The sequence below is a fragment of the Leisingera sp. CC-HEC096 genome (genome assembly GCF_059429235.1).
In genome coordinates this window covers 126,075-149,146 of record NZ_JCAIJS010000006.1, presented here as the reverse complement: position 1 = coordinate 149,146, position 23,072 = coordinate 126,075, and the positions used below count along the sequence as shown (strand labels likewise).

The 23,072-nt window shown below is 64.8% G+C and carries 18 protein-coding genes; 9 read left to right on the top strand and 9 right to left on the bottom strand.

The window, feature by feature from the left end; genetic code table 11:
- The first annotated feature begins 98 nt into the window (after positions 1-98).
- Positions 99-989 carry a LysR substrate-binding domain-containing protein gene (locus tag AC5STI_RS21045; RefSeq protein WP_495448208.1) on the top strand — a complete coding sequence of 297 codons (891 nt, stop codon included), beginning with the start codon at positions 99-101 and terminating at the stop codon, positions 987-989.
- A 53-nt stretch (positions 990-1,042) separates the two neighbouring features.
- On the opposite strand, the gene AC5STI_RS21040 is transcribed toward AC5STI_RS21045, so the two are convergent.
- From AC5STI_RS21040 to AC5STI_RS21030, 3 genes are all read right to left on the bottom strand, one after another.
- Complete coding sequence (locus tag AC5STI_RS21040) at positions 1,043-2,158, bottom strand: cystathionine gamma-lyase (RefSeq protein WP_495448207.1); 1,116 nt, start codon at positions 2,156-2,158, stop codon at positions 1,043-1,045.
- 186 nt (positions 2,159-2,344) lie between these two features.
- Positions 2,345-4,036 carry a thiamine pyrophosphate-binding protein gene (locus AC5STI_RS21035; protein ID WP_495448206.1) on the bottom strand — a complete coding sequence of 564 codons (1,692 nt, stop codon included), beginning with the start codon at positions 4,034-4,036 and terminating at the stop codon, positions 2,345-2,347.
- Positions 4,037-4,264: 228 nt separating this feature from the next.
- A complete protein-coding gene (locus AC5STI_RS21030; RefSeq protein ID WP_495448205.1) occupies positions 4,265-5,197 on the bottom strand; it encodes a LysR family transcriptional regulator in 933 nt (310 codons plus the stop codon).
- A gap of 153 nt (positions 5,198-5,350) precedes the next feature.
- On the opposite strand from AC5STI_RS21030, the gene AC5STI_RS21025 reads away from it, so the two are divergent.
- The 6 genes from AC5STI_RS21025 to AC5STI_RS21000 all read left to right on the top strand — a co-directional run bounded on the left by AC5STI_RS21025 (position 5,351) and on the right by AC5STI_RS21000 (position 15,024).
- Positions 5,351-6,361, top strand: coding sequence for a TAXI family TRAP transporter solute-binding subunit (locus AC5STI_RS21025; protein ID WP_495448204.1), 1,011 nt, complete (start codon positions 5,351-5,353; stop codon positions 6,359-6,361).
- A 249-nt stretch (positions 6,362-6,610) separates the two neighbouring features.
- A complete protein-coding gene (locus AC5STI_RS21020; protein WP_495448203.1) occupies positions 6,611-8,836 on the top strand; it encodes a TRAP transporter permease in 2,226 nt (741 codons plus the stop codon).
- Positions 8,833-10,098, top strand: a complete 1,266-nt coding sequence (locus AC5STI_RS21015; protein ID WP_495448202.1) for an NAD(P)/FAD-dependent oxidoreductase — start codon at positions 8,833-8,835, stop codon at positions 10,096-10,098. Before AC5STI_RS21020 ends, AC5STI_RS21015 begins: the two co-directional genes overlap by 4 nt.
- Positions 10,095-10,823 carry an aspartate/glutamate racemase family protein gene (locus AC5STI_RS21010; RefSeq protein ID WP_495448201.1) on the top strand — a complete coding sequence of 243 codons (729 nt, stop codon included), beginning with the start codon at positions 10,095-10,097 and terminating at the stop codon, positions 10,821-10,823. The genes AC5STI_RS21015 and AC5STI_RS21010 overlap by 4 nt, the downstream gene beginning before the upstream one ends.
- A 261-nt stretch (positions 10,824-11,084) precedes the next feature.
- Entirely contained in the window at positions 11,085-12,338 is a 1,254-nt protein-coding gene (locus AC5STI_RS21005; RefSeq protein ID WP_495448200.1) for an aminotransferase class V-fold PLP-dependent enzyme, read from the top strand.
- 268 nt (positions 12,339-12,606) lie between these two features.
- A complete protein-coding gene (locus AC5STI_RS21000; RefSeq protein WP_495448199.1) occupies positions 12,607-15,024 on the top strand; it encodes a GcvT family protein in 2,418 nt (805 codons plus the stop codon).
- A gap of 163 nt (positions 15,025-15,187) precedes the next feature.
- Here AC5STI_RS21000 and AC5STI_RS20995 read toward each other — a convergent pair whose 3' ends face one another.
- The 3 genes from AC5STI_RS20995 to AC5STI_RS20985 form a co-directional block, all read right to left on the bottom strand.
- Entirely contained in the window at positions 15,188-15,574 is a 387-nt protein-coding gene (locus AC5STI_RS20995; protein WP_495448198.1) for a type II toxin-antitoxin system death-on-curing family toxin, read from the bottom strand.
- Positions 15,571-15,795, bottom strand: a complete 225-nt coding sequence (locus AC5STI_RS20990; RefSeq protein WP_024092785.1) for an AbrB/MazE/SpoVT family DNA-binding domain-containing protein — start codon at positions 15,793-15,795, stop codon at positions 15,571-15,573. The genes AC5STI_RS20995 and AC5STI_RS20990 overlap by 4 nt, the downstream gene beginning before the upstream one ends.
- A gap of 81 nt (positions 15,796-15,876) precedes the next feature.
- A complete protein-coding gene (locus AC5STI_RS20985) occupies positions 15,877-16,764 on the bottom strand; it encodes a LysR substrate-binding domain-containing protein (protein WP_495448197.1) in 888 nt (295 codons plus the stop codon).
- A gap of 210 nt (positions 16,765-16,974) precedes the next feature.
- Between AC5STI_RS20985 and AC5STI_RS20980 the strand changes: the two genes are divergently transcribed.
- A complete protein-coding gene (locus AC5STI_RS20980; RefSeq protein WP_495448196.1) occupies positions 16,975-18,321 on the top strand; it encodes an MmgE/PrpD family protein in 1,347 nt (448 codons plus the stop codon).
- Positions 18,322-18,429: 108 nt separating this feature from the next.
- On the opposite strand, the gene AC5STI_RS20975 is transcribed toward AC5STI_RS20980, so the two are convergent.
- Positions 18,430-19,851, bottom strand: a complete 1,422-nt coding sequence (locus AC5STI_RS20975; RefSeq protein WP_495448195.1) for an aldehyde dehydrogenase family protein — start codon at positions 19,849-19,851, stop codon at positions 18,430-18,432.
- Positions 19,852-20,237: 386 nt separating this feature from the next.
- Here AC5STI_RS20975 and AC5STI_RS20970 point away from each other — a divergent pair, with 386 nt between their 5' ends.
- A complete protein-coding gene (locus tag AC5STI_RS20970) occupies positions 20,238-21,647 on the top strand; it encodes an efflux transporter outer membrane subunit (RefSeq protein ID WP_490399108.1) in 1,410 nt (469 codons plus the stop codon).
- An 87-nt stretch (positions 21,648-21,734) separates the two neighbouring features.
- On the opposite strand, the gene AC5STI_RS20965 is transcribed toward AC5STI_RS20970, so the two are convergent.
- Both AC5STI_RS20965 and AC5STI_RS20960 read right to left on the bottom strand, forming a co-directional pair.
- A complete protein-coding gene (locus AC5STI_RS20965) occupies positions 21,735-21,977 on the bottom strand; it encodes a hypothetical protein (RefSeq protein ID WP_421056568.1) in 243 nt (80 codons plus the stop codon).
- A gap of 33 nt (positions 21,978-22,010) precedes the next feature.
- The gene (locus AC5STI_RS20960; protein ID WP_495448194.1) at positions 22,011-23,045 is read right to left on the bottom strand and encodes an FAD:protein FMN transferase; all 1,035 of its coding nucleotides are present in this window, start codon (positions 23,043-23,045) and stop codon (positions 22,011-22,013) included.
- Positions 23,046-23,072 lie beyond the last annotated feature (27 nt).

The following is a 23,072-nucleotide window of genomic DNA, read 5'->3' as shown; positions in this document are numbered from 1 at the left end:
GCCAAGCCCGTTGATTTCCCGCGACCTTGCACAGCGCCCCAGACATAAATCAAACAATGCGTTTTGCCCCTTAGGCCTAACTATGCTTAAAGGTAACCATGACCGATCTGCCCCATGTCACCTGGCTCAAGGCCTTCGAGGCCGCCGCGCGGCTCAACAGTTTCTCTGCCGCGGCAGAGGAGTTGGGCCTGACCCCCGCCGCCATCAGCCAGCAGATCCGGCTGCTGGAGAAACACCTGAACACCCAGCTGTTCAAACGCCTGCCCCGCGGCGTGGCGCTGACCGACACCGGCCAGGCCTATGCCCAGCCGATCCGCAAATCATTTGATGATATGCAGCGCGCCACCACCGGCCTGTTCAGCAGCAAGCGCAAGCGCGTGGTGCGGCTGCGCGCGACGATCTCCTGCGCCGCCCTGGTGATCGCACCGCAGCTGGCCCGGTTGCAGGCCGAACACCCGGACATCTTCGTGCAGCTCTCCACCACTGTCTGGGCCAGCCGCTTCGACGAGGAGGCGCTGGACATCGACATCCGCTACGGATCCGGCGACTGGCAGGAGGCGCAGATCCTGCATCTGGGCCACGAAAACGCCATTCCGGTGTGCAGCCCCGCCTATGCCGGGGCGCTCGGCGGCAGCCCATCCATCGAAGATCTGGCACGCGCCGACGTGGTGCAGATCATCGGCTCGGAAACCGACTGGGGCCGCCTGGCCGATCTGCATGGGCTGACCCTGCAGGTGACCACCGACTGGCTCAAGGCCGACTCCTCGCTGCTGGCGCTGCAGACGGTCGCTGCAGGCCACGGGGTGACGATGGTGCTGGAAAGCTTTGCCGGGCAATATCTGGAGCGCGGGCTGGTTATCGCCCCCACCGCATACAAGCTCCCGAAACGCCGCTCGCACTACATGGTGATCAACGACCGCGCGGGCCAGCGGGAGGAGGTAAAGGCCGTCGCCGCCTGGCTCACCTCGCTCTATCAGACGCTGACCTGAGTCTGTTTTCCCTGCTTGTCCCCACGGGGACAGCGGCGGAAAACGCGGGCGCCCTAGTCTTGCAGCGCCTCAAGCGAGGCCGCCATCGCGCTCCACAGCTCCTCCGCCGGTTCGGTGCCAACCGAAATCCGCACGAAACCCGGTGCCACAGCATCGCCCCAGCGGGCGCGGCGCTCCGCCGAGGTATGCACCCCGCCAAAGGAAGTGGCCGAGCGGATCAGCGGGCAGCCGTTGATGAAGGCATCAGCCTGCTCCGCGCTGTCCAGCGTGATCGAGATCAGGAAGCCGAACCGCGCCATCTGCTGCTTGGCGAGATCATGCGAGGGGTCGGACTTCAACCCCGGAAAGCGGATCGCCTGCACCAGTGGATGCGCGGCCAGCCGTTCGGCCAGCACCTCAGCGGTGCTGCACATCCGGTCAAAGCGCACCTCCAGGGTTTCCAGCCCCCGGTGCGCCAGCCATGCCTCCTGCGGGCCGGGGATGCCGCCGCCGAACTGGCGCCATTCCCGCGCCGCCTGCAGCACATCCGCGCTGCGGGTGGCCAGATGCCCCATCAGCACGTCCGAATGCCCGCCCGGCGCCTTGGTGTCGGAGGCCACCACCACATCCGCGCCCAGCTCCAGCGGGCGCTGGCCCAGCGGGGTCATGGTGGTATTATCGACAATCAGCAGCCCGCCTGCCGCATGAACCGCGTCCGCAATCGCGCGCAGATCGCAGAGGTCGAGACCGGGGTTGGACGGGGTTTCCGCAAAAACAACGTCAAAACCCTCAAAGCCGCCCGCGGCAAAGCTGGCAGTGGGGCGCTGCTCGACTTCAACGCCGAGGTTCTGCAGAAAGCGTTCGCTGAGGCGGCGGGTCACGTAGTAGCCATCCGACGGGATCAGGATGCGGGAGCCTGCCTCGACCGTGGCAAACAGCGACGCCGAGATCGCCGCCATGCCGGAGGGGTAGGCCAGCACCGGGGCATCTTCCAAGTAGCCCAGAACGTGCTCCAGATGCTCCCAGGTGGCGTTGTCGGCGCGGCCATAGCTGGGGCCGCCGCTCCAGTCGCCCGGCAGGTGGTACATCGAGCTGTGGGTCAGCGGCAGCGCCACCGGGTCGCCCTCGGACAGCGTGTTGCCGCGCAAATGCAGCATGGCTCCGGCCTTGGGTGCGGTTGGTTTGTCCATGGGGCGCCTCTCCTGAAACTGGGGTTTCAGGATTGATAACCGGCAAAAACAAGAAAGGAAATCAATGACGCATGAGAACAAATGCTGAGGGCAGCACCCGTCCGCGGGCGGAAGCGAAGCGCCCGCCCATGGGGGCGGACGGGCGCTGCCCGGCGGTGCCGCCGGGCAGTACAGTATAGAGAGTATTTACCCCATCCAGCGGCGCACCGGCGCGGCGGATTCTTCCAGGGCCTGACAAACCACGTCGATCAGGGTCGGACCGTCATGGGCAAAAGCTTCCTGGATGGCTGGCTCCAGCTCCTCCGGCTTTTCAACCCGCCAGGTCTTGACCCCAAAGGCCTCAGCCACCGCCGCGTGGTTTGTGCGGTTGAAGTCCACATTATAGTAGCGCTTGCCGCAGTCGTCCCGCTGGCTCGCCTTGATCCAGCCGAAATTCGCGTTGGAGAACACCACATAGGTGATCGGCGCGTTGCAGCGCACCACGGTCTCAAGCTCGCCGCAGGTGAAGTTGAAGGAGCCGTCGCCCATCATCCCCACCACCTTGCTGGACGGGCGCCCGAACCAGGCGCCCAGCGAGGCCGACAGCGCATACCCCAGCGCGCCGTGCGCACGGTTGGTGATATACTGGCGGCCCGGGTGTTTCTGCTGCGAATAGGCGTTGTAATAGGGGCAGCTGGTGCCGGGGTCGGAGACCACGATGGCGTCGCCGGGCAGGTTCCGGTTCAGCGCATGAATGATCTGCTCCGGCAGGACCTGATCGGTCTTGCTGTTTGCCAGTTCCTCGAACTTGGCGAACTTGCGCCGCTTGATATCGGCGATTTTGGCAGCAGCGCCGAAGGACGGCAATTCGCCCCCGCGCCCGTCCAGGTACGCATTCATTGCCGCCAGCGCCAGTTTCAGGTCGGCGACCACGCCCACCTCGGCCGGATAATTGGCACCGATCACCATCGGGTCGCTGTCAATATGCACAATGCGGCAGCCGGGCTTCGGCGCTTCCCAGCGCGAGGTGGTTGTGGACCCGGCGCGGCAGCCCATGAAGATCACCAAATCGGCACCCTCCATCATCTCCCAGGTCTCATTGGTGCCGCCGTTGGAGCCGACCACCCCAAGCGACTGCGGGTGGGTGTCGGCCAGCGACCCCTTGCCGGAGATCGAGGTGCCCACAGCGATATCGAGCCGGGAGGCAAGCCGCCCCAGTTCCTCCATCGCGCCGGAAATCACCACGCCGCCGCCGCAGACGATCAGCGGCGACTTGGCGGTGAGGATCGCCTCAACCGCGGCCTCGGCGGCGCCAGGTTCCGGCGCCGCGCGGTAGGCCGGATAGCTCTGGTGCTTGGGATCGCCCCAGATGTCATCGGCCGGCACGACGTCATACTGGATGTCATAGGGCAGCCCCAGATGCGCCGAGCCGGAACGGCCGGTGGTCATCGCCCGGAACGCCTGGCGCACCATGCGCGGGATGTGGTCTGCGCGTTTGATCACCGTGTTGAATTTGGTCAGCGGTCCCATCAGGACCTCCTGATTCACCTCGGTCAGCGGGTATTTCCCATAAGAGCCGACGGAAATGTCGGTGGTGATCGCCAGCACCGCATAGGAGCTTTCGTTGGCCTCAATGAGCCCCGGCAGGATGTAGGTGGCGCCGCCCCCGGACGGGCCTTCGCACACCCCCACCCGCCCGGTCACGCGGGAAAAACCGTCGGCCATGTAAGCCGCACTGCGCTCGTCTCGGGTCAGCACATGGGTGATGCCATGTTCCAGCCGGTTCATCGCATCGTAGAACGGCAGCGTGGTGTCGCCGCACAGGCCAAAGATATGGGTGACACCATGCGCCTCCAAGGAGCGCACCATCGCCTCGGCGCCGTTTACTGTATTTGTCATGGGTCCTCCCAAAGGTTGCATGAAACCTGCCCCGGGGAGAGGCCCGGGATTCGCGCTCCAAACTGTATACAATTCTGTAGATAGATGTGAAGACTAAACTTCGAAAACCGCTTCACCTGTCGCGCAAGCGGCAGGCACGCGTCCGCCCGCCCCATGGCGGGCGCGTTCGCGCGCTCACCCGGACGGACGCTTAGCGGCTTGATATAACCGGTTGAGCTTTTGGGGCTTTTAGGTGCTGCCTTCAGCAGCGTCCGCCAGGATTTCCGTCACATATTCCCGCCAGGCCCCGGCAAAACTGGCGGCCAGCTGCGACAGCGGCCGCTCGCTGGGGGTCAGGATCGAGTAGCCAAAGGGGATCTGCGGCTCAAACGGCAGGAAACGGATCCGCTGCGCCCCCGCGTTGCTGCGGAGGTAGCTTTCGGCGCTGAGCACATCGACCACGGCACAGGCCTGGCCCGCGGCGATGAAGTGGAACAGCGGCAGGAAATACTGCGCGTCATAGCGCAGGTTGAACTCGGCGCCTGCGGCCAGAAACACCTGCGAGGTGGCCTGATAGGTATTGTGATCCGGCTGCAGCGCGCCCATCGGCAGGCCGTTCAGATCGGCCGCCGTGATCACCGCGCGGTCCGCCAGCGGGTGGCTGGCCGGCACCGCACACAGGCAGTTGCTGGGCAGCTCCTCGGCCGTGTACAGCTTGCGATCGCCGCGGAACCGGGTCATGTCGCAGAACCCGATGTCAAAGCTGCTGGCCGCCACCAGGCTGCGCACCTGCGGCGACGACCGGGTGGCCAGCGTCACCCGCACCTCGGGCTTGCCTTCCACGAAACGGCTGATGAACTCCGGCAGCAGAAAGGTCGATGGCCCCGGCATCGCCACGATGCGGATGGAGCCCTGCACCCGGTCGCGCATATTGGCCAGGTTCTGCTGCGCGGTTTCCATCCGCGACAGGATCTCGGTCGCCTCCTCCATCAGATACTGTGCCTCGGGCACCGGCACCAGGCGGCGGCCCTCGCGCAGGAACAGGGTCAGGCCCAGCTCCTCCTCCAGCGTCTTGATGGCGGCGCTGATGGCTGGCTGGGTGCGGTGCAGGTTGCGCGCCGCCTGGCTGACCGATCCGGTCTTCATCACCTCGTGAAAGACCGCAAGCTGGTGAGAGTTCATGTTCCGGCCCCTTAGCGCAAAGCAATCATAAATCTGATCTATGCATACAGTATAATTTTAAATTTGTACTTATGAGTTTCCTTAATCATGATGCAAAAATCGGAGGAGAGAGCTGCCGGGCAAAGCCGCAGCCAAAAACCAAGGGAAGAGACAATGGGAATTTTCAAGAAACTGACCGGGGCCGCGCTGGCCTGCACCATGCTGACCGGCGCCGCGGTGGCGCAGGACATGACCTTTTTCCGCATCGGCACCGGCGGCGCGGGCGGCACCTATTTCCCGATCGGCGGCATCATCGCCAATGCGATTTCCAACCCGCCGGGCTCTCGTTCCTGCGACGAGGGGGGCAACTGCGGCGTGCCGGGTCTGGTGGCGATGGCGCAGTCGACCAACGCCTCGGCCCATAACGTGAACGCCATTCAGGCGGGCCAGATGGAAGCGGGCCTGTCCGGCGCCGCAACCCTGCATTTCGCCTATCACGGCAAGGGCAAGTTCGAAGGCAACGCCAAGCCCGACCTGCGGGTGATTGCCAACCTGTTCCCGGAGGACCTGCACCTGGTGCTGCCCGAGGGCCACAAGCTGGAGAGCCTTGCGGAGCTGAAGGGCAAGCGCGTGGGCATCGCGCAGGCGGGCTCCGGCACCCAGATCGCGGTGGAGCTGATCCTGAACGACCACGGCGTCAACCGCGATAACATCGACGAGGCTGAGCTGAACAACGCCCAGTCCGCCGAGCGCATCGCCGACGGCCAGCTGGACGCCTATTTCTATGCCGCGGGCACGCCCGTCGCGGCGATGATCCAGCTCGACAACACCAAGGGCATGGAGCTGCACAACTGGTCGGCGGAAGAGGTCAAGATGGCCAACACCACCGTGCCTTACTACATCCCCTCGACCATTCCGGCAGGCACCTATCCGGGTGTGGACTATGACGTGAACACCGTGGCGGTCTCCGGCATGCTGGTCACCAACGCCAACATGGATGAAGACCTGATCTATGAGATCACCAAGGCGATGTGGTCTGACACCGCCCGCAAGCTCTTGGACAACGGCCACCCCAAGGGCAAGGCGATCACGCTCGAGACCGCGCTGGATGGCGTCGAGGGCATCGGCGTGCCGCTGCACCCGGGTGCTGAGCGCTTCTACCGCGAAATCGGCATGCTGAAGTAACGTTTAACCGCGGCATTTCAATACAAAAGGTATCGCCCGGCGGCACCGCCGGGCAGCGCCCGACCCTCCCCACGGGAGGGCGCTTCACGCCCACCCAGGGTCAGGCGCAGCCCTCAGTGTCAAGACGCGACCTGGCCCTCTGTTTCAAAGAATTACCGGGAAGCCTAAACACCTGCTGCAAGGAGATCCTTGCTGCCACTTTCCCTTTCCCGGCACCGTGCCGGTGAAGCCCCGGAACTGGAGACCCCGATGTCCCTGGACACCCATCTCGACAACAAGGCGCTTGAGGAGCTGGAGAAGCAGTACGACTCCGCCCTCAACACGCGTAACAACGGCCCCAGGCTGACTGGCGTCATCTATTGGGCCAGCATCGCCTTTGCCCTCTATCACCTTTGGACGGCCGGCTTCGGCACGCCGGTGGACCATGTGCATATGGGCATTCACCTGGCGGGCCTGTTCCTGTTCATCTTTGTGGGCTTCCCGATGATCCGGACCGCGCACAGCCTGGACTGGCGCGGGCCCAATCCGCTGCGCCCCGGCAATGTGCCGCTCTATGACTGGGCGCTCACCGGCCTCAGCATGGCGGCGGCGCTGTTCCTCTGGGTCAGCTGGCGCGGCTTTGACATGTTCGGCTTTGACATTGCCGAACAGGCGCTGCGGCAGGGCAACCCGTCCAGCCTCGACGTGTTCTTCGGCTCGGTGCTGATCCTGACGGTGCTGGAGATCGCGCGGCGCACCATCGGCTTTGTGCTGCCGCTGATCATCCTGGTGTTCATGGTCTATGCGCTGTTCGGCCCCTACATGCCCGCGCAGATCCTCAAGCATCCGGGTGTGAACTGGCAGCAGTTCGTCAACAACATGTATTTCCCGTCCGAAGGCATATTCGGCGTGACGCTGTGGGTGGTCTCCACCGTGGTGTTCCACTTTGTGCTGTTCGGCGTGGTGGCGCAGCGGATGGGGCTGGGGCAGTTCTTTGTCGACAACGCCATGCTGCTGGCGGGCCGCTACACCGGCGGTCCGGCCAAGGTGTCGGTGGTCTCATCCGCCTTCTTCGGCACCATTTCCGGCTCGTCGATTGCCAACACGGTCTCTACCGGCTCGCTCACCATCCCCAACATGAAGAAACTGGGCTATCCCGGCCATTTCGCAGGCGGGGTTGAGGCGGCGGCCTCGGCAGGCGGCCAGATCACCCCGCCGATCATGGGGGCTGCGTCCTTCCTGATGGCCGAGTATCTGGAGGTGCCCTACACCACCATCGTGATTGCGGCGATTGTGCCCGCGATGATGCACTATATCGGGGTGATCTCGATCGTGCATTTCACCGCCAAGAAACTGGGCCTCACCGCCTATCCCAAGGATCAGCTGCCCAAGTTCCTGCAGGTCTGGAAGGACGGCTGGTACACCATCATCCCGCTGATCGCGCTTCTGTTGGTTCTGTTCTCGGGCTATTCGCCGAACATGGCGGCCTTTATCGGCCTCAGCCTGTGCGTGGTGGTCGGCTTCTGTGCCTTCAACAAGCCTGCGACCATGGCTATCCAGCTGGCCTTGCTCGGGTTCATCTTCTGGAAGGCCTCACCCTACTCAGGCGAAGGCTACACGCCCGTCATGGCCGGGATGCTGGCGGCGCTGACGCTGATCGGCTGCCTGCACCGCAACGAGCGGCAGAACTTCCGCGACCTGTTCGACAGCTTTCACGTCGGCGTGCAATACGCGCTGGCAGTGGGCGCGGCCTCAGCCGCAGTGGGCATCGTGGTCGGTGTGATCAACACCACCGGCGTCGGCTTCCGCCTCGGCTTCATGGTCACCGGCGGCGCGGCGGATATGGCGGCGGCCATTGCGCCGTTCCTGGACTGGACCTCGATCGAGGCGTTCAGCCAGCCGTCGATCCAGCAGTTCCTGTCGCTGGTGCTGATCGCCATGGCCTGTATCCTGATGGGGGCCGGCCTGCCCACCACCGCGCTCTATATCATGCTGGTGGCTGTTGCGACGCCTGCCCTCAGCCAGCTGGGCGTGCCGCCGCTCGCCACCCATATGTTCGTGCTCTACTACGGTGTGATTTCCGAGATCACCCCGCCGGTCTGCGCCTCGGCCTATGCGGCGGCAGGAATTGCGGGCTCCAACCCGTTCCGCACCGGTCTGAACGCGTTCACCCTGGGTCTGGGCAAGCTGATGGTGCCGATGGTGTTTGTCTACGCGCCGACCATGCTGATCGTGCTGCCGGAGCATTTCACACTGCTGAGCTTCACTCAGGTCACCCTGACCTGCGCGGCTGGCGTGTTTGCCATCGCCACCGCTGTTTCGGCCTATTTCCTGGCCCCGCTCAGCGGCATCTGGCGGCTGCTGATGGCCATCGGCGGCCTGCTGCTGGTGGCGCCCTCCGGCGGTTCTGACATCGCAGCCCTGGTGGTGATGGCGCCGGTGCTGGTGCAGCAGCTGGGCCAGCAGCGCAAGCTCCAGGCAGAGGCCGCGCAATGAGCGGCCCCGCCTCCCCCGATGTGACGGTCCTGGGGGCCGGCATCGTTGGCATCTGCTCGGCCCTCTCCCTGGCCGGGCGGGGCCTTCGGGTCCGCCTCATCGACCGCGACGCGCCGGGCCAGGCGACGTCTTACGGCAATGCCGGCATCATCTCCCCCTGGTCGGTGGTGCCGCAATCCATGCCCGGCCTGTGGAAGAAGGTGCCGGGCTGGCTTCTGGACCCGCTGGGGCCGGTGACGGTGAAACCCGCCTACCTGCCCAAGGTCGCGCCCTGGGGCCTGCGGTTCCTGTCAGAAGGGCGCGAGGGGCGGATCCAGCAGATCTCCGATGCGATGGACACGCTGAACCGCAACTGCGTCGAGCTTTACCGTCAGCATCTGGCGGGCACCGGGCATGAGGATCTGGTGCAGGACAGCTTTTACGTCCATGCCTTCCGCAACGCGGACGCCGCTGATCTGAACTCGGTGGATTACCGGATGCGCGGCGACCGCGGCGCCGACATGGAACGCATAGGCGCGGCGGAGCTGCGCGATCTGGAACCGGCGCTGACGCCGGAGTTCCAGGCCGCAATCCTGATCAAGGGCCAGGCCCGGGCGACCTCCCCGGGCCGGATCGGCACTGTTCTGGCGGAGAAGTTCCAGGCGATGGGCGGTGAGATCCTGACCCGGACCGTGCGGGGCATCCTGCCGTCAGAGACCGGCGGCTGGACCTACACCACCGAGGCCGGCCGGGAGTGGACGCCCAAGCTGGTGCTGGCGATGGGCGTCTGGTCCGGCGAGCTGCTGAAGCCCTTGGGCATCAGGATCCCGATGGAATCCGAACGCGGCTATCACGTGTCTTTCCGCTCCCCTGGCGTCGCGCTCAACAATTCGATCATGGATATGGACATGAAATTCGTGGCCTCCTCGATGGAGGAAGGGCTGCGGGTGGCGGGCACCGCCGAGTTTGCCGGGCTAGACCAGCCGCTGAACCAAAAGCGGCTCGACGGGCTGGTACAACTGGCCAAGGCGCTGCTGCCGGACCTGCGGGCGGACGATATGGACACCTGGTCCGGCCAGCGCCCTAGCCTGCCCGACAGCCTTCCCTGCATCGGCGAGGTCGAGGGGTTCCCGGATCTGATCGCCGCCTTCGGCCACAGCCATTACGGCCTGATGATGGCCCCGAAAACCGGGCGGCTGGTGGCGGATATCGTGAGCAAAACTCCCGTGAATGAAGACCTCTCGCCGTTCCGCGCGCGGCGTTACGAAAGGATCAAGGCATGACCATCCACCCCGGCGGGCAGAACATCTGCGGCGTCTCCATCGGCGTTCTGGCGCTGGAGAGCTACTTCCCCAAGCCGCCCGGCCATATCAAGAACCCTTCCAGCCTGCAGTTCACCACGCTCTATGAAATGCTGGACGGGATTACTGTGCCGAAACTGCTGGCCAACCCTACCGGCGAGATGAAGGACCGGCTGATCGAGGCCGCCAAAAGGCTGGAGGCCAAGGGGGTGCGGGCCATTACCGGCTCCTGCGGCTTCCTCGCCATCTTTCAGAAGGAGATCGCAGCCGCGGTGAATGTGCCGGTGTTCGTCTCCTCGCTGATCCAGGTGCCGCTGGCGCATCAGATGACCGGGCGCACCGTGGGGGTGATCACCGCCTCCGCCGGCAGTCTGACCGAGGCGCATCTGCAAGGTGTTGGCGCGGAGAACACGCCCATCGTGGTGCAGGGGCTGGATGATGCCGAAGAGTTCTCCACCGTGATCCTGCGCAATGAGCGCACGGCGATGGATCTGGCCAAGGTGGAGGCGGAGCTGCTGGCCGCCGCCAAAGGCATGATCGCCCGCAACCCCGGGATCGGGCCGATCGTTCTGGAATGCACCGACCTGCCGCCCTATGCCCATGCGTTGCAGGCAGAGCTTAACCGGCCGGTATTCGACATCATCACGCTTTCGGAGATGGTCCACCGGGCCGCGCTGCGGGTACCGTTTTCGGGGTTTATCACTTAAAGCACTCCTACGGTCATGCACCGCCCGGCCGCAGGCCGGGCCGCGCCGACCCGCCCCCATGGGGCGGCGCGATTGCGCCACCCCGCGGGTCAACGCCGCCCTTCGGTTACTCTCCTGATCCTAGGGGCTTGAATTTGCCTACCCCGAAGAGTCTTCCCGCAAAGAAATTTCCGCCCCTAAGCCCCGGAAGTTTTTGGATGCCCCGGCCCGGCATCCACCCTACTGTGGCGGCAAATCAAACGCCTTCCTGTTGGACTTGCCATGACCCCAATCAATGACGCCCTCCTTGACCAGATCCGCGCCCATTTCGCCCAGGTGGACGAATGCCCCCAGCAGGGGCCGCGCGTGTTCTTCGAGAACGCCGGCGGCGCGCTGACGCTGAATTCGGTGGTGGAGACCTCTGCCCGTTACGCCGCGATCCCCGACAACCAGGGCCGCGACAATCCCGGCAGCCATGAGCTGGTGCGGGTGATCACCAAAGCCAAGGACGACATGCGCGTCATGATGAACGCGCCCGGCGGCCAGTTTTTCGTTGGCGAAAGCGGCACCGAGCTTCTGTTCCGCCTGATCATGAACGCCTGCCTCGGCACCCCGGAAGGCGGCACCGTTCTAGGCTCGACGCTGGAGCACCCGGCGACACGCTCCGCCTGCGCCCGCTGGGCCGGGGTGGCGCGGCAGAAACACGTGCTGATCCCGCACGACGACGCCAGCGGCACAATCACCGCGGAGGCTTACGCCAAGGCAGTCACGCCGGACACGGTTGTGGCAACCATCGTCCATACCTCTCCGGTCACTGGCATGGGCGTCGATCTGACTGCCTGCGCCGCCGCCATCCGCAAAGTTGCGCCGGAGTGCTATATCATCGTCGATGGTATCCAGCACGCGGCCCACGGCCGCATCGACCTGACCGCCTACGGCGTCGATGGTTATGTAATCTCGCCCTACAAGATGTTCTCGCGCCACGGCTATGGCCTCGCTTGGATCTCGGACCGGCTGACCGCCCTGCCGCATAACGCGCTGATTGACGGGCCTGCGGACAACTGGGAAATGGGCACCCGCGACACCGGCAGCTATGCGACGCTGTCCGACGTGGCGGGATACCTGGAATGGCTCGGCGGCGAGGTCAGCGATGCCACCGACAGGCGCGCCAAGTTCGTGGCCGCGGGCGAGGCAATCCATGCCCATGAAAAGACACTGACCGACGCGATGATCCATGGCACCGGCAACCTGCCCGGCCTGGCAGAGATGGAGGGCGTCACCATCCTGGGCGGTGCGGACAACCCAGCGCGCGAGGGGCTGGTCTCGCTGACCGTCGCGGGCGTGCCCTCAGTGGATGTGGTAAAGCGCCTGAACGAACAAGGCATCCGCACCCATCTGCGCAAGGCGGACCATTATTCAGGAAACATCCTGACGCCCTTGGGCATGGACAGCTGCGTGCGCGTCTCCATGTGCCATTACAACAGCATCGGTGAAGTGGCGAAGTTCCTCGGCGTGATGAAAGAGATCACCGGGTAAATAACAGAGCTGAGGGCGGCGCCTGACCTTGGGCGGGCGCGAAAGCGCCTTCCCAGGGGGAAGGTCAGGCGCTGCCCGGCCTCTCGGCAGGGCGGTCCGTATCTGAAGAGATCGCTTCGATGACCCAACAAATCCGGGGCCATTGGGTCTGAATTCTTCACGGGTCATCCCCTGCCTCCGCCGCTAGGGTCCCCGGGAAGGATTTGAGCGGCCCGCCCCGGCCTGCAGGGCGCGCCGTGCCAGAAGCGCAGGCAAGGGAACATGACGCATGAAAACCCATGCACAGGCAGTTGTCATCGGCGGCGGGCTGGTCGGCTGCTCGATCCTCTACCACCTGGCGAAACTCGGTTGGAAGGACGTGGTGCTCTTGGAACGCGACGAGCTGACCGCGGGCTCCACCTGGCACGCAGCGGCCAACATCCACGGGCTGCACGACAACAACAACGTCACCCGCATCCAGCACTACACCATGAACCTGTATAAAGAGCTGGAGAAGGAAACCGGCCAGGGCTGCGGCGTGTTCCAGCCGGGCTCCCTGTATCTGGCCAAGACCGAGGAGCGCGAGCATCAGCTGCGCCTGCAGGAGGCCAAGGCGAAATACTACGGCCTGAACTTCCATGAGGTCAGCCGCGAGCAGGCCAAGGAGCTGCACCCGCTGGCGCAGTTCGACGACATCCGCTGCATCATGTTCGAACCCGACGGCGGCAACGTCGACCCGTCGGGCGTGACCATGGCCTATGCCGCCGGCGCCCGCGCCATGGGCGCCCAGATCGAACGTTTCTGCCCGGTGATCGGCACCGAACAGCAGCCCGACGGCAGCTGGATCGTGAAGACCGAAAAGGGCGACATCCATACCCAGTGGGTGGTGAACGCGGGCGGCCTCTGGGGCCGCGAGGTGGCGGCGATGGCGGGTCTCACCCTGCCCTTGCAGCCGACCGAGCACCAGTATTTCGTCACTGAATCCATCGACGAGGTTGCCAAGCTGGGCCGCCGCCTGCCCTCGATCGCCGACCGCGACGGCGAATACTATTTCCGCCAGGAGGGCAACGGCTTCCTGATCGGCGCCTATGAAAAGGACATGCGCTTCTGGGCCGAAAACGGCACGCCCTTGGACTTTGCGCACGAACTGTTCCCCGACGATCTGGACCGGATCATGGAGAACGTGATCCGCGCCACTGAACGTGTGCCTTGCGCCGAGACCGCAGGCGTCAAGCGGGTCATCAACGGCCCAATGATCTGGTCGCCCGACTCCAACGCCATCTGGGGCCCGGTGCCGGAGCTGAAAAACTACTTCTGCTGCACCGGCATCATTCCCGGCTTCTCCCAGTCCGGCGGCCTCGGCCTGCTGGCAGCCCAGTGGATGATCGAGGGCGAGCCGCAATACGACATGTTCGCCTGGGACCTGGCGCGTTTCGGCGACTGGGCCGACAAGAAATTCACCAAGGCCCGCGTCGAGGACCAGTACGCGCACCGCTTCGCCATCCACTTCCCGAACGAGGAACGCAGCGCCGGCCGCCCGGCCCGTGTGCGCCCGGCATATGAGCTGCAAAAGGAAATGGGCTGCGTCTTTGGCCTCAACTGCGGCTGGGAGCATCCCCTGTGGTTCTCCGGCACGCCCGGCACCCAGGACACCAACAGCTTCACCCGCCAGAACTGGTGGGAGCCGGTGGGCCGCGAGGTCAACATGCTGCGGGAAAACGTCGGCGTGATCGACATCTCGAACTTCGCAAACTACGTGATCAAGGGCCCCGGCGCGTTTGAGTGGCTGGACAAGCTGGTCGCCAATAAGGTGCCCACCGAGGTCGGCCGCTCCTGCCTCACCCCGCTGATCTCGGTGCGCGGCGGCGTGGCTGGTGACTTCACCATCACCAAGGTGGCGGATGACGAATACATGATGGTCGGCTCCGGCATGGCGGAACGCTATCACCAGCGCTTCTTCAACATGGTGGAGCTGCCGGAAGGCACCACGTTTGAGGTCGCCACCAACCGCATCGCGGGCTTCAACGTGGCCGGTCCCAAATCGCGCGAGATGCTGCAGCGGATGACCAATGCGGACCTGTCGAACGAAAACTTCCGCTTCATGCGCTCGCGCACCATCGAGGTGGCCGGCGTGGAATGCCTGGCGATCCGCGTGTCCTTCACCGGCGATCTGGGCTGGGAACTGCACTGCGCCGAAAGCGATCAGGTCAAGCTGTACTCCGCCCTGCTGGCGGCAGCCGCAGAGTTCGGCGGCGGCCCGGTTGGCGGCCGCGCGCTCGGCTCCCTGCGGATCGAGAAGGGTTATGGCTCCTGGGGCCGCGAATACAGCCAGGAATACTGGCCGCAGGAGGTTGGTCTGGCCGGTCTTATCAAGCTGGACAAGGATTTCCTCAACAAGGATGCCTATCTGAAGGTCAAGGACAACACCCCACGCGAAGTGCTCTCGGCCTTTGAGATCGACGCGGTGAACGACGCCGATGCCTCGGGCGGCGAGCCCATCTTCACCCCGGACGGCAAGCCGGTGGGCCGGGTGACATCCGGAGCCTATGGCTACTCGGTCGGCAAGTCGCTGGCGCTGGGATATGCCAACCCGGCGGTTGCCAAGCCGGGAGATGAGGTCGAGGTCTTCATTTTGGGCAAACCGCACAAGGCGCGCATTCTGGAAGCGGCGGCTTTCGACCCCTCCGGCGCGCGCCTGCGGGCCTAAGATCCACCCAACCAGTCAGCGGGCCGCCTCAATTGGCGGCCCGAATGGAATCGAGAAGGGCAGTGTCTGTCCGCGTGCGGAAGCGAAGCGCCCGCCCATGGGGGCGGACGGGCGCTGCCCGGCTTGCAGCCGGGCGGGTCTTTTGTGCAAGGGGACCGAAGTATTAAATCGGCTGCATCCCTGCCGTCAGCCACTCCGCAAATGCCTGCTCGTCCACATCCCCGGTGGCGAGGTCCTCCATCATCCGCACACCCTCCACCGGCTCCGGGCGGAACTGGTATCCGTTCAGCCGCAGAAAGGTAACGGCGGTCACGAAGGCCGTGCGCTTGTTGCCATCGACAAAGGCGTGCGCCTTGGCGATCCCGAACGCATACGCCGCGGCAACCTCTGCCACACCCGCATCCGCATAGGCCGCAAGGTTCATCGCCCGGGCGCAGCCCATCTCCAGCAGCGCCCTGTCACGCATCCCCGCCGCGCCGCCATGGCGGGCAATCTGCCGGTCATGAATGACAGTAACGGCTGCCAGCGGCACCCATTTATAGCTGCTCACGCCAGGGCCTGAAGCAGGTCGCGGTTCTCATCCATCACGATCTCAGCCGCGGCCAGCGCCTCGGCCACCGAAGGATCATGCGCCATCACCCTAAGGCTGCCGTCATCGCCGCGCACCACAAACAGCGTGTCGCCTTCCTTGGCGTCCAGCATCGTCAGCATCTCTGTCGTCAGCGTGATGACGGCAGAATTTCCGACTTTCCTGATCTTGGTCTCAATCATTGGCAGGCCTCATGTATATATACCCGTATATACGGCAAGGGCCACAGAATTTCAATGTCCGCGGCAAACAGCGTTAAGGCCCTACAACTCCATCTCTGCCGCAGCCGTCAGCAGCCAGGTCTTGAAATGCTTGACCGAAGGTGTTGCCGCCTTGTCCTTGAATGTGGCGAAATAGGTCCAGGGGCAGTCGAGGTCAAACTCGAAAGGCTCCACCAGCCGCCCACTGACCACATGGCTCCGCACCAGCGACTTCGGCAGCACCACGCACCCCATCGCGTTGACGGCAAATTCCAGCCCCATGTTGGAGGAATTGGTCTGCAAGCCGCCCTTATGCTCAATCCCGGTCAAGCCATAATGTTTGGCGATCTTCTCCCAATAGACCGGGCGGCCCAGGATGTGGATCAGCTTGGCCTCCGCCAGCTGTTCCGGCCGGGTCAGAGGCTCACCGCCAACCCGGTAGTCCGGCGCGCAGACCAGCGCCAGTTTTTCGTCCCACAGCTTCACCGCGGGCCCCATCACGTCATCCACATGGTTGATGGTGATCGAGATGTCAGAGACCTTGGTCTCCACGTCCACCCAGATGGTGCTGTGAATGGTCAGATCGATATCCGGATGCGCCTTGGTGAATTCCTCGATCACGTTGATCAGCCATTTCTCCGCCAGGCTGACCGGGCAGGAGATCACCACCTCCCGCTTGTGGCTTTGCGAAATCAAAAGCTGTGTGGCGCTGTCGATTTCCTGCAGCGCATGGCGGACCGAGGGCAGATAGGCCTCCCCCACATCGGTCAGCGACAGCGACCGCGGGTGGCGCACGAACAGCGGCCGGCCGATGAATTCCTCAAGGCTGCGCACGTGGTTGGACACCGCGGACTGGGTGCAGTTCAACTCATCCGCCGCCGAGGTAAAGCTGAGATAGCGCGCGGCGGCCTCGAACGAGCGCAGGAATGTCAGGTGGGGGAGATTCTTCATCAGGCAGTCCGCTGGCGGTTTCGGGGCCATGTTCACATGCTTTGGAATGCGCCGCAATTCCCAAGGGTTAGCGGCCCGGAATGGACGGAAAACGACGTCCAGCACGCATTTCACGAAATAAAACAGGCCTATGACCCCGGTTTATTTGCGGGTCACCGGCCCACAGACATCCTAGCCTGACGCCCAAACCGCCCCTGCGAGAGATCCGCCATGACTGCCGCCTTCGACCGCGCGGCCGACTTCACCTTCGGCCTCAGGCCCGCCGCTTTGCCGGAAACCACCCGCCAGGCGGCGGCGCTGATGTTCCTCGACACCCTGGGGATCACCATCGGCGCCACCCCGATGGAGGCCGGCCGCATCGCCCGCGAAACCGCCGTGGCGCTTTACGGCTGCGGCGAGGAAGGCCTCGCCGCACGCATGATGTTCGACGGCCGCAGGGTGAGCGTCGCCGGGGCCGCCTATGCCGCCGCCACCGCCACCGACAATCTGGACGGCCATGACGGCTATTACCCGACCAAGGGCCATATCGGCGTGGTGGTGATCCCGGCCATCGCCGCACTTGCGGAAACCGTGCCGGATTTTTCGGGGCCCGAGGCGCTGGCCATTACCACCCTGGGCTATGAGCTGGCGGGCCGCGCTGCACTGTCGCTGCACGCCACCGTCAGCGACTACCACACCTCCGGCGCCTGGAACGCGCTGGGAGTGGCGGCAATGGCGGCCCGGATGCGCGGCCTTTCCCGCGCCCAGCTGCGCGAGGCGCTGGGGATCGCCGAATTCCACGGCCCGCGCAGCCAGATGATGCGCGAGATCGCCAACCCTTCGATGCTGCATGACGGTTCGGGCTGGGGCGCGATGGTGGGTATGTCAGCGGCGGTTCTGGCGGAGAAGGGCTTTACCGGCGCCCCTGCGATCACCATTGAGGAAGACCGGGTGGCGGAGCACTGGGAGGACCTCGGCAGCTTCTGGCAGATGGAGCATCAGTACGTGAAGCCCTACCCGGTCTGCCGCTGGGCCCATGCCCCGATCGACGCGTTGCGGCAGGTGATGCTGGAGCACGGCCTGTCCCACGAACAGCTCGCCAGGATCCGCATCAACACCTTCCACGAAAGCGCCTGCCTCTACCCGGGCATCCCCGCGACCACCAGCCAGGCGCAGTATTCGCTGGGCTTTGCGGTGGCGGTGCAGGCGGCCTATGGCCGGATCGGCGTCGAGCATATCACTGGCGCGGGCCTCGCGGATCCGCTGGTCGCCTCGATCCACGAACGGATCTCGGTTGCGGAAGCCGCGCGCCATTCGGTCCGCTTCCCGGCCTGCCGGGTCGCCGATGCGGTGGTGACGCTGACAGACGGGCGGGTGATCGAATCCGGTGATGTCCACGCCCGCGGCGGCCCCGAGGCACCGTTTCCGCAGGCGGATGTGGTTCGCAAATTCATGGAATTCGCCGCCCCCGTGCTGGGCGGGACCCGCGCCGCTGCAATCCGCGATGCCGTGCTGGGATTTACCCGGGACGACAGTAAATTCTCCGATCTGAGCCGCTTGATTTACGCTGCGCCTTGAGTGGGCGGAAGCGAGGGGCCGGCCCCTCGCGCTCCCCGGAGTATTTTTGCAAAGGTGAAAACGCCAGGGGACCGGGAAGCTCCCTGGCGTTTCGCGCTGCAAGCGGGCTCAGCCGAAGTGCAGGGTTTTGACTTCCTGATAATCCTCCAGCCCCAGCATCCCGCCTTCGCGGCCATTACCGGACTGCTTGTAGCCGCCAAAGGGCGAACCATAGTTGAAGCCGCCACCGTTGATATGCACAGCGCCTGCACGCAAGCGGGCGGCGACCCGCTCGGCCCGCTCCTCGTCGCCCGTCTGCAAATAGGCAGCCAGCCCGTAAGGCGTGTCATTGGCGATGCGGATGGCGTCTTCTTCGTCCTCGAACGGGATGATCACCAGCACCGGGCCAAAGATTTCCTGCTGCGCAATCTCCATGCCGTTGGTGACATCGGCAAAGACAGTGGGGCGCACGTACCAGCCCGTGTCCATCCCCTCCGGCCGGCCCAGACCGCCAGCCAGCACGGTAGCGCCCTCGTCGATGCCCTTCTGTATCATGCTCTGAACCCTGTCGAACTGGATTTGGTCGAACATCGGGCCGATGTGGTCCCCTTCCTCCTCCGGGTCGCCCACGGCCTGGCCCTCGGCCGCCGACCGGGCGATGTCCAGCACCTGATCGTAGCAGCTCTTCTCCACCAGCATCCGGGTCGGCGCGTCACAGCTCTGCCCGGTATTGTACATGCACTCCAGCACCGAGGCGGTGACCTTCTCCTCCAGATCGGCATCGGCAAACACCAGGTTCGGGGATTTGCCGCCCAGCTCCAGCGTCACCCGCTTTACCGTGTCGGCGGCGTCCTTGGAGACTGCAATCCCCGCCCGCGTCGAACCGGTAAAGGACATCATGCCGATATCCGGATGCCGCGACAGCCCGGCGCCAACGGTCGGCCCGTCCCCGTGGATCAGGTTGAACACCCCGGCAGGGAAGCCCGCATCATGGATCATCTGCGCATAGACGGCGGCGGACATCGGCGTGTGCTCCGACGGTTTCAGCACGCAGGTGCAGCCGGTGGCCAGCGCCGGCAGCACCTTGAGCGCGATCTGGTTCACCGGCCAGTTCCAGGGCGTGATCAGCCCGCAGACGCCAATCGGCTCACGCACCAGGATATCGCCGTTTGGCAGCGTCTCGCGCAGCTCCTGGGTTTTCAGCGCGTCCAGGATACCCTCCAGGTGGCCGATCCCGGAATCGGCCTGGGCATCGCGCGCCATCGAAATCGGCGCGCCCATTTCAGCCCGCATTGCCTGCGCCAGCACTTCGCGCCGCTCTTTGCTGATCTCCAGCAGCTTCTCCAGCAGCGCAATCCGCTCCTCCCGCGAGGTCCGTGAGTAACTGCCGAAGGCTTCCTTGGCCGAAGCGACAGCGGCGTCCACATCCATTTCGTCACCGAGGATGATCGTCCCGATCTGCTCCTCCGTGGCCGGGTTCAGCACCGGGAATTCCCGGGTCGAATGCGGCGTCACCCAGGCGCCGCCGACATAGAATTTTTGCAGGTCCATCAGGTTGTTCTCACTTTCACGTCGCGGTTGCGGTTCGGCTGCCAGGCAGGGCCGCCGGCGGGCTGACAGCCGTGATCCAGTCCGCCCGCGGGCAAACAGTGGACGGGCCGTGTGCTTGCGTCAAGCTCGGGCACAGGCAGGCGGTTGTGCTCCTCCTGGCTGCCAAAGCCCTGCGCGTTGGCCCGGCAGGATGGCCTTCCACCGCCTTGCCTGAGGGGCCAAATCCGGCAGAACCACCCGGTTTTCCGCAGTTGCCGGCCTGTGGGCCAGGCGCATCAGTACCCCGCAAAGTCTGCCCTTGCGGCAGGAAGTTGTTCGCCGCAACAGCCGGTGCTGCCTAAGATTGCTGTAATGCCCGCATCAGACCGGGCGCCCAGAGGCAAGCCATGAGCAGATCCAATTGGACAGCCCGTTCCGTGCTGCTGGCCGGAACTCTCCTGTGCAGCTGCACCGTTGCAGGCCGGGATTACCAGCGCCCCGGTTTCGCGGTGCCCGCCAGCTATTACCAGTCCCGCACCTATGCCACCGTCCAAGGCGCAACCGAGGCCTGGTGGCAGGCGCTGGACGATGCCACCCTGAACCGCCTGGTGGCGGCAGGCCTGGCGCAGAACCTGAACATCAAGTCTGCCCGCCAGCGTCTCAAGGCCGCCGAGGCCGTGCGCCGCGCCAGCGGCCGCCCGCAACAGGTAAGCGGCGATCTGGAGGGCAGTTCAATCTTCTCGCGCCGTGAATCGCAGGACGGTTCGACCAGCCTCGACTCCGCCGAAATCGGCGCCACCTATGTCTTCGACCTCTTCGGCGGTTTCCAGCGCCGCTCGGAACGGGCCGTTGCCGACCGCGACGCGCAGTTCTACCAGATGGCCACCACCCGGCTGGCGATCATCGACGCGATAACGCGTACTTATATCGAGGCGCGGTTCTTCCAGCGCGGCGCCGCCGTCACCCGCAAGACAATTCAGCTGCGCCAGCAGATCCTGGCCACGGTGGAGGAACTTAAGGCCGCCCGCGCCGTCCTGGCCCTGGACCTGGAGCGCACCAAGCTGCAGGTCGCCAGCGCCAAGGCCGATCTGCCGGCCTTCATTTCCAACTATGAAACCTCCGTTTTTGCGCTGGCCACGCTCCTGGACCGCGACGCCGCAGAGGTGTTTGCAATGATGCAGAGCGGCTCTGGCCAGCCTTCCCCCGCGACCCAGCCGGAGCTGGGGGTGCCTGCTGCCCTGCTGCGCAACCGGCCCGACGTGCTGCTGGCCGAGGCCCAGCTGCGCAGCGCCACCGCCGATATCGGCATCAACGAGGCACAGCTCTATCCGTCGCTCGAAGTTACCGGCTCCATCGAGGCGTTCCGCGGCCTGCCCGACCTCTACCAGATCGGCCCGGCGCTGACGCTGCCGCTGTTCAACCGCCCCGTGCTGCGCGCCTTCCACCAAAGTGCCATCGCTGAGGCCAAGGCCACCGAATACGATTACCGCTCAACGGTGCGCGGCGCGGTGGAAGAGGTGCAAGCGCAGCAAAGCGCGCTCAAGTCCGCCCGCGAACGCACCGCCGCGCAGGCCCGCGCGGTCAATCTGGGCACCAAGGTTGCCGGTCTCGCGCGGGAAACCTTCCGGGCCAATGAAATCACCCTGTTCGACCTCCTGAACACCGAAGAGGCGCTGCGCGACAACGAACTGAACCTGATCGCCGCGCGGCGCGACCTGGCGCTGGCCTGGTCCCGCCTGCAGATTGCTTTGGGTAAAGGCTGGGCCCCGGACCAAAACCCGGCCGCGGCGGCGAGGCAAGGCCCTGCGGCAGAGTGAAAAGCCGTTTCCCTGCGAGGGAAACGGCCATGAAAGATCAATTTTTCATGGCTGAAATCCGCGCCGGATTTCAGCCCCCGGCCAGCCTCAGGCCTTCTGCTCTTCCTGCATCCGCTCGACCATCTGCCGCGCGCGCTTGCACTGCAGCTTGTCGCGCAGCGGGCTGTCGGGGTCGATGTCCTTGGAGCAAACCACACATTTGTCAGCACCGGAAATCGCATTCAGGCCGCCGCAGCTTCCCTTGATCTTCTTGCCCATCAGCATGACGCCCAGCGACATGCCCAGGGTCACGATCAGCAGCAGGATGAAGGCCAGAAGAAAGGTGCTCATTGGGGTCCCTCGCAGTATCGCTCAGTACGCGGCTCAGTTTCCGGTCAGCGCCTCGAAAGCGCTGCTCTGCGCTGTCATATAGGCATCTTCGCCGGCTTGCACGTCCCGATCTATGAAAAACACGGCAAGTTTATGCTGCTCCGCCAACTTCAGCCCGTCCTCGCTGCCCAGAACCAGCATCGCGGTGGCCCAGGCGTCCGCCAGCATCGCGTTCTGAGCAATCACTGTGACCGAGGCGGTGCGGTGCGTCACCGGCCGCCCGGCGACCGGATCAAGGATATGGGAATAGCGCTGGCCCTCGTGCTCGAAATAATTCCGGTAATCGCCGGAGGTCGCCAGGCCCAGGTTGCTGACCGGCACGATCAGCTGCACCGTCTGTGCCGCCGCGTCCGGCTTCTCGATGCCGATGCGCCAGGCCTCGCCCTTGGCGTTCTCGCCCTTGGTGACCAGATCACCGCCGATTTCCACCATGTAATGCTCGACGCCAAAGCCCTGCAGCGTCTGCGCCACCGCATCGACGCCATAGCCCTTGGCGATGGCCGACAGGTTGATGCCTGTCTCCGGCGCCGATTTCTTCAGGGTCCCGGCCCCGGCATCCAGCGTCAGCAGCCGTGCCTGCCCGACGCCCTCCAGCGCCTCAGTGATGGCCGCATCCGATGGCACCGGGTCCTCCGGCTTGCGCGGCCCGAATCCCCACAGCTCGATCAGCGGGCCCAGGGTCACGTCGAACTTGCCGCCGGTTTTCTCATGCACGTCGTTGGCCGCGGCCAGCACATGGGCAAACTCCGGCGAAACCCGCACCGGCGCGGTGCTGCGCGCGGCCGAAAAGGTGGAAACCTCCGAGGCCGGATCCCAGTTCGACATCTTGGCATTGACCGCCGCCAGGGTGGCCTCCACCTCCGCCGCCAGAACCTCCTGATCCAGATCCTCGCCAATGGCGATCACGCTGTAGGTGGTGCCCATGGTCTGTCCCGACAGGCGCACCTCTTCCGGCTCGCTGCCGAACCAGCAGCCGGACACCAGCAGCACCGCGGGCAGGATCAGGGCAAGCAGAAACCGTCTGGGCATCGGTCAACCTCCGGGGATAAAGCTGGC

What these genes read in the sequence shown, in the direction of transcription:
- AC5STI_RS21015 (WP_495448202.1), top strand. Translation starts at nt 8,833, where the DNA reads ATGAGCGGCCCCGCCTCCCCCGATGTGACGGTCCTGGGGGCCGGCATC.
- AC5STI_RS21005 (WP_495448200.1), top strand. Translation starts at nt 11,085, where the DNA reads ATGACCCCAATCAATGACGCCCTCCTTGACCAGATCCGCGCCCATTTC.
- AC5STI_RS20970 (WP_490399108.1), top strand. Translation starts at nt 20,238, where the DNA reads ATGAGCAGATCCAATTGGACAGCCCGTTCCGTGCTGCTGGCCGGAACT.
- AC5STI_RS20965 (WP_421056568.1), bottom strand. Translation starts at nt 21,977, where the DNA reads ATGAGCACCTTTCTTCTGGCCTTCATCCTGCTGCTGATCGTGACCCTG.
- AC5STI_RS20980 (WP_495448196.1), top strand. Translation starts at nt 16,975, where the DNA reads ATGACTGCCGCCTTCGACCGCGCGGCCGACTTCACCTTCGGCCTCAGG.
- AC5STI_RS21025 (WP_495448204.1), top strand. Translation starts at nt 5,351, where the DNA reads ATGGGAATTTTCAAGAAACTGACCGGGGCCGCGCTGGCCTGCACCATG.
- AC5STI_RS20985 (WP_495448197.1), bottom strand. Translation starts at nt 16,764, where the DNA reads ATGAAGAATCTCCCCCACCTGACATTCCTGCGCTCGTTCGAGGCCGCC.
- AC5STI_RS20960 (WP_495448194.1), bottom strand. Translation starts at nt 23,045, where the DNA reads ATGCCCAGACGGTTTCTGCTTGCCCTGATCCTGCCCGCGGTGCTGCTG.
- AC5STI_RS21040 (WP_495448207.1), bottom strand. Translation starts at nt 2,158, where the DNA reads ATGGACAAACCAACCGCACCCAAGGCCGGAGCCATGCTGCATTTGCGC.
- AC5STI_RS21000 (WP_495448199.1), top strand. Translation starts at nt 12,607, where the DNA reads ATGAAAACCCATGCACAGGCAGTTGTCATCGGCGGCGGGCTGGTCGGC.
- AC5STI_RS21035 (WP_495448206.1), bottom strand. Translation starts at nt 4,036, where the DNA reads ATGACAAATACAGTAAACGGCGCCGAGGCGATGGTGCGCTCCTTGGAG.
- AC5STI_RS21010 (WP_495448201.1), top strand. Translation starts at nt 10,095, where the DNA reads ATGACCATCCACCCCGGCGGGCAGAACATCTGCGGCGTCTCCATCGGC.
- AC5STI_RS21045 (WP_495448208.1), top strand. Translation starts at nt 99, where the DNA reads ATGACCGATCTGCCCCATGTCACCTGGCTCAAGGCCTTCGAGGCCGCC.
- AC5STI_RS20975 (WP_495448195.1), bottom strand. Translation starts at nt 19,851, where the DNA reads ATGGACCTGCAAAAATTCTATGTCGGCGGCGCCTGGGTGACGCCGCAT.
- AC5STI_RS20990 (WP_024092785.1), bottom strand. Translation starts at nt 15,795, where the DNA reads ATGATTGAGACCAAGATCAGGAAAGTCGGAAATTCTGCCGTCATCACG.
- AC5STI_RS21030 (WP_495448205.1), bottom strand. Translation starts at nt 5,197, where the DNA reads ATGAACTCTCACCAGCTTGCGGTCTTTCACGAGGTGATGAAGACCGGA.
- AC5STI_RS21020 (WP_495448203.1), top strand. Translation starts at nt 6,611, where the DNA reads ATGTCCCTGGACACCCATCTCGACAACAAGGCGCTTGAGGAGCTGGAG.